Below are 6,268 nucleotides of genomic sequence, written 5' to 3' on the forward strand. Positions count from 1 at the left end.
CATGGAGGACGCCGGCGACGACCCCCTCGCCCGGGCGGAGGCGCTCGCCGGGGCGCTCACCGCCGAGGGCTACGCTGCCAACGCGTCCACGATCGCCTCCGGCGGCCAGCTCTGCCAGCACCACTGCCCGGTGGCGCACGTGGCCGCCGAGTTTCCCCAGCTGTGCGAGGCCGAGACGGCGGTCATCTCCCGTCTGGTCGGCACCCACGTGCAGCGTCTGGCCACCATCGCGCACGGCGACGGGGTGTGCACCACGCACATCCCGGCCCAGTCCCGTAACACCGTCAACCCTGTGAGGACAGATAGATGACCGAGCAGATCGTCCAGCCCCTGACCCAGGAGGAGCAGCTCGCCGCCCTCGGTCGCTACGAGTACGGCTGGGCCGACCCCGACGTCGCGGGGGCGTCCGCCCAGCGCGGCCTCAACGAGGCGGTGGTGCGGGACATCTCGGCCAAGAAGAACGAGCCGGCCTGGATGCTCGACCTGCGCCTGAAGGGCCTGCGGCTGTTCGGCCGCAAGCCGATGCCGGCCTGGGGCGCCGACCTCACCGGGATCGACTTCGACAACATCAAGTACTTCGTCCGGTCCACCGAGAAGCAGGCCGCCAGCTGGGAGGACCTGCCCGAGGACATCAAGAACACCTACGACAAGCTGGGCATCCCCGAGGCGGAGAAGCAGCGGCTGATCGCCGGTGTCGCGGCGCAGTACGAGTCCGAGGTCGTCTACCACAAGATCCGTGAGGACCTCGAGGAGCAGGGCGTCGTCTTCCTCGACACCGACACCGCGCTGCGCGAGCACGAGGACCTGTTCAAGGAGTACTTCGGCACGGTCATCCCGGTCGGCGACAACAAGTTCGCCGCGCTGAACACCTCCGTCTGGTCCGGTGGATCGTTCATCTACGTGCCGAAGGGCGTGCACGTGGAGATCCCGCTGCAGGCCTACTTCCGGATCAACACGGAGAACATGGGCCAGTTCGAGCGGACGCTGATCATCGTCGACGAGGGCGCGTACGTGCACTACGTCGAGGGCTGCACCGCGCCCATCTACTCCTCGGACTCGCTGCACAGCGCCGTCGTGGAGATCATCGTCAAGAAGAACGCCCGCTGCCGCTACACGACCATCCAGAACTGGTCGAACAACGTCTACAACCTGGTCACCAAGCGCGCCGTCTGCCACGAGGGCGCGACCATGGAGTGGATCGACGGCAACATCGGCTCCAAGGTGACCATGAAGTACCCGGCGGTCTACATGACCGGCGAGCACGCCAAGGGCGAGGTGCTCTCGGTGGCCATGGCCGGCGAGGGCCAGCACCAGGACGCCGGCGCCAAGATGGTGCACGCCGCGCCGCACACCTCCTCGACCATCGTGTCGAAGTCGATCGCCCGGGGCGGCGGCCGCACCTCGTACCGCGGTCTGGTGCAGGTGCTGGAGGGCTCGACCAACAGCCGGAGCACCGTGAAGTGCGACGCGCTGCTGGTCGACACCATCTCCCGCTCCGACACCTACCCGTACGTCGACATCCGTGAGGACGACGTGTCGATGGGGCACGAGGCGACCGTCTCCAAGGTCAGCGAGGACCAGCTCTTCTACCTGATGAGCCGGGGCCTGAGCGAGGACGAGGCGATGGCGATGATCGTGCGCGGCTTCATCGAGCCGATCGCCAAGGAGCTCCCGATGGAGTACGCCCTGGAGCTCAACCGCCTGATCGAGCTCCAGATGGAGGGCGCGGTCGGCTGATCCTCGGTTGACCCCGGCGCGACCCCGACCGGTCGCGCCGGGCACCGACCAGCCCGACCCGCCCTCCGATCAATGACACCGTCGTCGCAGAACAGACCAAGGAAGAGATGACTACCCAGGCTTCCGCGCCGCCCGCCACCAAGTCGCAGGCGCTCCGCTCGTACGACGTCGCCGACTTCCCGGCCCTGACCGGCCTGGAGGAGGAGTGGCGGTTCACCCCGCTCAAGCGCCTGCGCGGCCTGACGGGTGGGGTGCCGGCCGCGACCGGCACGGTCCGCCACGAGTACGCCGACCTGCCCGAGGGCGTCACCGTCGACCGGATCGGCCGGGACGACCCGCGGGTGGGCAGCGTGCTCACCCCGTTCGACCGGGTGAGCGCGCTGGCGTACGGCGGGGCCGAGCAGGCGCTGCTGGTGCGGGTCGACCGCGACGCGGTGGTGTCCGCCCCGGTGAGCCTGCGGGTGGTCGGCGAGGGGGCCGAGGCGCTCGCCTTCGGCCACACCTTCGTCGAGGTCGGCCGGTTCGCCGAGGTGACCCTGGTGCTGGAGCACGCCGGCTCCGCCACCCTGGCCGACAACGTCGAGGTGGCGGTGGGCGACGGCGCGAAGCTGACCCTGGTCACCATCGCCGACTGGGCCGACGACGCGGTGCAGGCGCAGCACCTCAAGGTCAAGCTGGGCCGCGACGCCAAGGTGATCCACGTGCAGGTGAGCCTCGGCGGCGACCTGGTCCGGCAGTACACCTCGGTGGAGTACGCCGAGCGCGGCGGCGAGGCCGAGCTGTACGGCCTCTACTTCGCCGACTCCGGCCAGCACCTGGAGCACCGGCAGCTGGTCGACCACACCGTGCCGGACTGCCGCAGCTACGTCGGCTACCGGGGCGCCCTGCAGGGCGACAGCGCGCACACCGTCTGGGTCGGTGACGTGCTGATCCGCGCCGAGGCGACCGGCACCGACACGTACGAGATCAACCGGAACCTGCTGCTGACCGACGGCGCGCGGGCGGACTCCGTACCCAACCTGGAGATCGAGACCGGCGAGATCGCCGGCGCCGGGCACGCGAGCGCGACCGGTCGCTTCGACGACGAGCAGCTCTTCTACCTGATGGCCCGGGGCATCCCGGAGGGGGAGGCGCGCCGCCTGGTGGTCCGCGGCTTCTTCGCCGAGCTGATCAACAAGATCCCGGTCGAGGAGCTGCGCGAGCGGCTCGGCGACGCGATCGAGGCCCGCCTGGCGAAGGCCGGCGCCTGATGATCAAGATCTGCTCCACCGAGGACGTGCCGAAGGGCACCGCGATCAGCGCCGACGTCGACGGCACGCAGCTCGCCATCGTGCACGCCGAGGACGACAACTTCTACGCCGTGTACGACGAGTGCTCGCACGCCGCGGTGGCCCTCTCCGAGGGCGAGGTCGACGGCTGCACGCTGGAATGCTGGCTGCACGGTTCCCGTTTCGACCTGCGTACCGGTGAGCCCACTGGGCTGCCCGCGACCGAACCCGTTCCCGTCTACCCCGTCGAAGTCCGCGACGGCGACATCTACGTCAGCCTGACGCCGAGCAATGGAGTGACCCGATAATGAGCACCCTGGAGATCCGCGACCTGAAGGTGTCGGTCAAGCTGCCCGAGGGTGAGCTCAAGCCGATCCTGGCCGGCGTCGACCTGACCGTGAAGTCGGGCGAGACCCACGCCATCATGGGCCCGAACGGCTCCGGCAAGTCCACCCTGGCGTACTCGATCGCCGGTCACCCCAAGTACGAGATCACCGGCGGCTCGGTGACCCTCGACGGCGAGGACGTGCTCGCCATGTCCGTCGACGAGCGGGCCCGCGCCGGCCTCTTCCTGGCCATGCAGTACCCGGTCGAGGTGCCCGGTGTCTCCGTGGCCAACTTCCTGCGTACCGCCAAGACCGCCATCGACGGCGAGGCGCCGAAGCTGCGGACCTGGGCCGGCGAGCTGCGCGGCGCCATGGAGAAGCTGCAGATGGACCCGGCGTTCGCGCAGCGCAACGTCAACGAGGGCTTCTCCGGCGGCGAGAAGAAGCGGCACGAGATCGTGCAGCTGGAGCTGCTCAAGCCGAAGATGGCCATCCTCGACGAGACCGACTCCGGCCTCGACGTGGACGCGCTGCGCGTGGTCAGCGAGGGCGTGAACCGGGTCCGCGACACCGGCGACACCGGCCTGCTGCTGATCACCCACTACACCCGGATCCTGCGCTACATCAAGCCGGACTTCGTGCACGTCTTCGTCGCCGGCCGGATCGTCGAGCAGGGCGGCCCGGAGCTGGCCGACAAGCTCGAGGAAGAGGGCTACGAGCGGTACGTCGCCGGGGCCGGTTCGGCGCGGGCCTGAGCGAGCACCCGATGACCTCGATCGCGATCCCGGCGGGCATGCCGCAGTACGACGACGTGCCCCGCTTCGACGTGGCGCGGGTGCGGGCCGACTTCCCGATCCTGGACCGGGAGGTCAACGGGCACCCGCTGGTCTACCTCGACAGCGCCAACACCTCGCACAAGCCGCGCCAGGTGCTCGACGTGCTCGCCGAGCACTATGCCGCGCACAACGCCAACGTGTCGCGCTCGGTGCACACCCTGGGCACCGAGGCGACCGAGGCGTACGAGGGGGCGCGCGCGAAGATCGCCGCGTTCATCAACGCGCCGAGCGTCGACGAGGTGGTCTTCACCAAGAACTCCACCGAGGCGATCAACATCGTGGCGTACGCGTTCTCCAACGCCGCGCTGCGCCCCGACGCCGACCCGCGGTTCCGGATCGGCCCCGGCGACGAGATCGTGATCTCCGAGATGGAGCACCACTCGAACATCGTCCCGTGGCAGCTCCTCGCGGAGCGGACCGGCGCGACCCTGCGCTGGTTCCCGGTCACCGACCACGGCCGGCTCGACGAATCCGGGCTCGACGAGCTGGTCACCGAGCGGACGAAGATCGTCTCGCTGGTGCACACCTCCAACATCCTGGGCACGGTCAACGCCACCGGGCGAATCACCCAGCGGGTCCGCGAGGTGGGCGCCCTGCTGCTGCTCGACTGCTCGCAGTCGGTGCCGCACATGCCGATGGACGTGGTCGACTACGACGCCGACTTCATCGTCTTCACCGGGCACAAGATGTGCGGCCCGACCGGCATCGGGGTGCTCTGGGGCCGGGGCGAGCTGCTCGCCGCGATGCCCCCGGTCATGGGTGGCGGCTCGATGATCGAGACGGTGACCATGGCCCGGTCGACGTTCGCCGCGCCGCCGGCCCGGTTCGAGGCGGGCACCCCGCCGATCGCCGAGGCGGTGGCGCTGGGCGCGGCGGTGGACTACCTCACCGCGGTCGGGATGCGCGCCATCCAGTGGCACGAGAAGGAGCTGACGGCGTACGCGCTGGACGCGCTCGCCACCGTGCCAGGGCTGCGCATCTTCGGCCCGAACGTGCCGGTCGGCCGGGGCGGGACGATCTCCTTCGCCCTCGGCGACGTGCACCCGCACGACGTCGGGCAGGTGCTCGACTCGCTCGGCGTGCAGGTACGGGTCGGGCACCACTGCGCGAAGCCGGTGTGCAGCCGGTTCGGTGTGCCGGCCATGACCCGGGCGTCGTTCTACCTGTACACCACGACGGAGGAGATCGACGCGCTGGTGGCCGGTCTCGAGCAGGTGCGGAAGGTGTTCGACTGATGCAGCTCGACCAGCTCTACCAGGAGATCATCCTGGACCACTACAAGCACCCGCACGGCCGTGGCCTGCGGGATGCGGCGGGCCCGGACGCCCGGGTGGGGGAGGCGCACCACGTCAACCCGACCTGCGGCGACGAGATCACCGTGCGGGTGGCCACCGACGGCAAGGTGTTCACCGACATCTCGTACGACGGGATGGGCTGCTCGATCAGCCAGGCGTCGGCGAGCGTGCTGCACGAGCTGCTGCGCGGCCGGGCCGCGGACGACGCCGCGGTGGTGCACGAGGCGTTCGTCGAGTTGATGTCCGGGCGTGGCCAGGTCACGCCTGACGAGGAGGTGCTCGGAGATGGGGTGGCGTTCGCGGGTGTCGCGCGCTACCCGGCCCGGGTGAAATGCGCGCTGCTGTCGTGGATGGCGTTCAAGGACGCCGCGGCACGCGCCGGGGTGGGCGTGAGCCCGACGGAGGTGAAGGCATGAGCGACGAGACCACGACGCCGGAGACCGGCGCGGTGGCGACCGACGGCGCGGCGACGCCGACCGGCGGCAAGGCCGCCATCGCCGACATCGAGGAGGCGATGAAGGACGTCGTCGACCCGGAGCTGGGCATCAACGTGGTTGACCTGGGGCTGGTGTACGGCGTCCATGTCGACGACCAGAACGTGGCCACCCTGGACATGACGCTGACCTCGGCGGCTTGCCCGCTCACCGACGTGATCGAGGACCAGGCCCGGCAGGCGCTGACCACCGGTCCGGGCGGCGGGCTGGTCGACGATCCACGGCCCGCAGGCTCTCCGGCAGGTGATCGTCCACGGGTGAGAGGGTACTCACACCTGGTCGCTGAGCCGCTGCCGCGCCACGGTCCGCAGG

The 6,268-nt window shown here is 70.0% G+C and carries 8 protein-coding genes; all 8 read left to right on the forward strand.

Going from position 1 to position 6,268, the window contains the following annotated elements; translation table 11 throughout:
- Nucleotides 1-310: helix-turn-helix transcriptional regulator (locus ACWEVO_RS26860; protein ID WP_452310285.1), on the forward strand; the 310-nt coding region annotated here is incomplete at its 5' end.
- Nucleotides 307-1,737: a Fe-S cluster assembly protein SufB gene (gene sufB / locus ACWEVO_RS26865; protein WP_452310286.1), complete on the forward strand. Its 1,431-nt coding sequence runs from the start codon at nt 307-309 to the stop codon at nt 1,735-1,737. The genes ACWEVO_RS26860 and sufB, both read left to right, overlap by 4 nt.
- A gap of 107 nt (nt 1,738-1,844) precedes the next feature.
- Entirely contained in the window at nt 1,845-2,987 is a 1,143-nt protein-coding gene (sufD, locus tag ACWEVO_RS26870; protein ID WP_452310287.1) for a Fe-S cluster assembly protein SufD, read from the forward strand.
- Nucleotides 2,987-3,313: a non-heme iron oxygenase ferredoxin subunit gene (locus ACWEVO_RS26875; RefSeq protein ID WP_393179161.1), complete on the forward strand. Its 327-nt coding sequence runs from the start codon at nt 2,987-2,989 to the stop codon at nt 3,311-3,313. Before sufD ends, ACWEVO_RS26875 begins: the two co-directional genes overlap by 1 nt.
- Nucleotides 3,313-4,086, forward strand: coding sequence for a Fe-S cluster assembly ATPase SufC (sufC, locus tag ACWEVO_RS26880; RefSeq protein ID WP_091270088.1), 774 nt, complete (start codon nt 3,313-3,315; stop codon nt 4,084-4,086). The genes ACWEVO_RS26875 and sufC overlap by 1 nt, the downstream gene beginning before the upstream one ends.
- 11 nt (nt 4,087-4,097) lie before the next feature.
- Entirely contained in the window at nt 4,098-5,402 is a 1,305-nt protein-coding gene (locus ACWEVO_RS26885; RefSeq protein ID WP_452310288.1) for a cysteine desulfurase, read from the forward strand.
- Entirely contained in the window at nt 5,402-5,878 is a 477-nt protein-coding gene (gene sufU, locus ACWEVO_RS26890) for a Fe-S cluster assembly sulfur transfer protein SufU (protein WP_452310289.1), read from the forward strand. Before ACWEVO_RS26885 ends, sufU begins: the two co-directional genes overlap by 1 nt.
- Nucleotides 5,875-6,268, forward strand: a 394-nt coding sequence (locus ACWEVO_RS26895) for a metal-sulfur cluster assembly factor (RefSeq protein WP_452310290.1), incomplete at its 3' end; no start/stop codon positions are given. The genes sufU and ACWEVO_RS26895, both read left to right, overlap by 4 nt.

It is taken from the genome of Micromonospora sp. NPDC003776 (assembly GCF_053605645.1).

Bases quoted from the DNA above. Each gene is read 5' to 3' on its own strand.
- sufU (WP_452310289.1), top strand. From the start codon at position 5,402: ATGCAGCTCGACCAGCTCTACCAGGAGATCATCCTGGACCACTACAAG.
- sufB (WP_452310286.1), top strand. From the start codon at position 307: ATGACCGAGCAGATCGTCCAGCCCCTGACCCAGGAGGAGCAGCTCGCC.
- sufD (WP_452310287.1), top strand. From the start codon at position 1,845: ATGACTACCCAGGCTTCCGCGCCGCCCGCCACCAAGTCGCAGGCGCTC.
- ACWEVO_RS26875 (WP_393179161.1), top strand. From the start codon at position 2,987: ATGATCAAGATCTGCTCCACCGAGGACGTGCCGAAGGGCACCGCGATC.
- sufC (WP_091270088.1), top strand. From the start codon at position 3,313: ATGAGCACCCTGGAGATCCGCGACCTGAAGGTGTCGGTCAAGCTGCCC.
- ACWEVO_RS26885 (WP_452310288.1), top strand. From the start codon at position 4,098: ATGACCTCGATCGCGATCCCGGCGGGCATGCCGCAGTACGACGACGTG.